At 38.9% G+C, this 257-nt stretch carries 1 pseudogene; it reads right to left on the reverse strand.

Annotated elements, in window-relative coordinates:
• Positions 1–257, reverse strand: a pseudogene (locus tag SB658_RS25440) (glycoside hydrolase); the annotation flags it as partial.

Raw genomic sequence — 257 nt, forward strand, 5'->3', positions numbered from 1 at the left:
GATTCATCCCGCCAAAGTCATCCCAATTGTTCACTAGTGGAATGACAAGCTTTATCCCTTCCTGTCCTGCTTTATAAATCGCATAATCTAGTTTTTGAAAACCTGATTCTTCATAGACCCCTGGACTAGATTGTAAAACGGAGTTTTCTTGAGGGGCTCCGTCGTGAAATCCCCAAATACGTATGACCTTTAAATTCATTGCTTTCATATCATCGAACACTGCATCTACCATCTTTTTAGATTTGTAATGGAAATAG

Source organism: Bacillus sp. SIMBA_008 (assembly GCF_046535495.1).
GTDB classification, from domain to species: domain Bacteria; phylum Bacillota; class Bacilli; order Bacillales; family Bacillaceae; genus Bacillus; species Bacillus subtilis.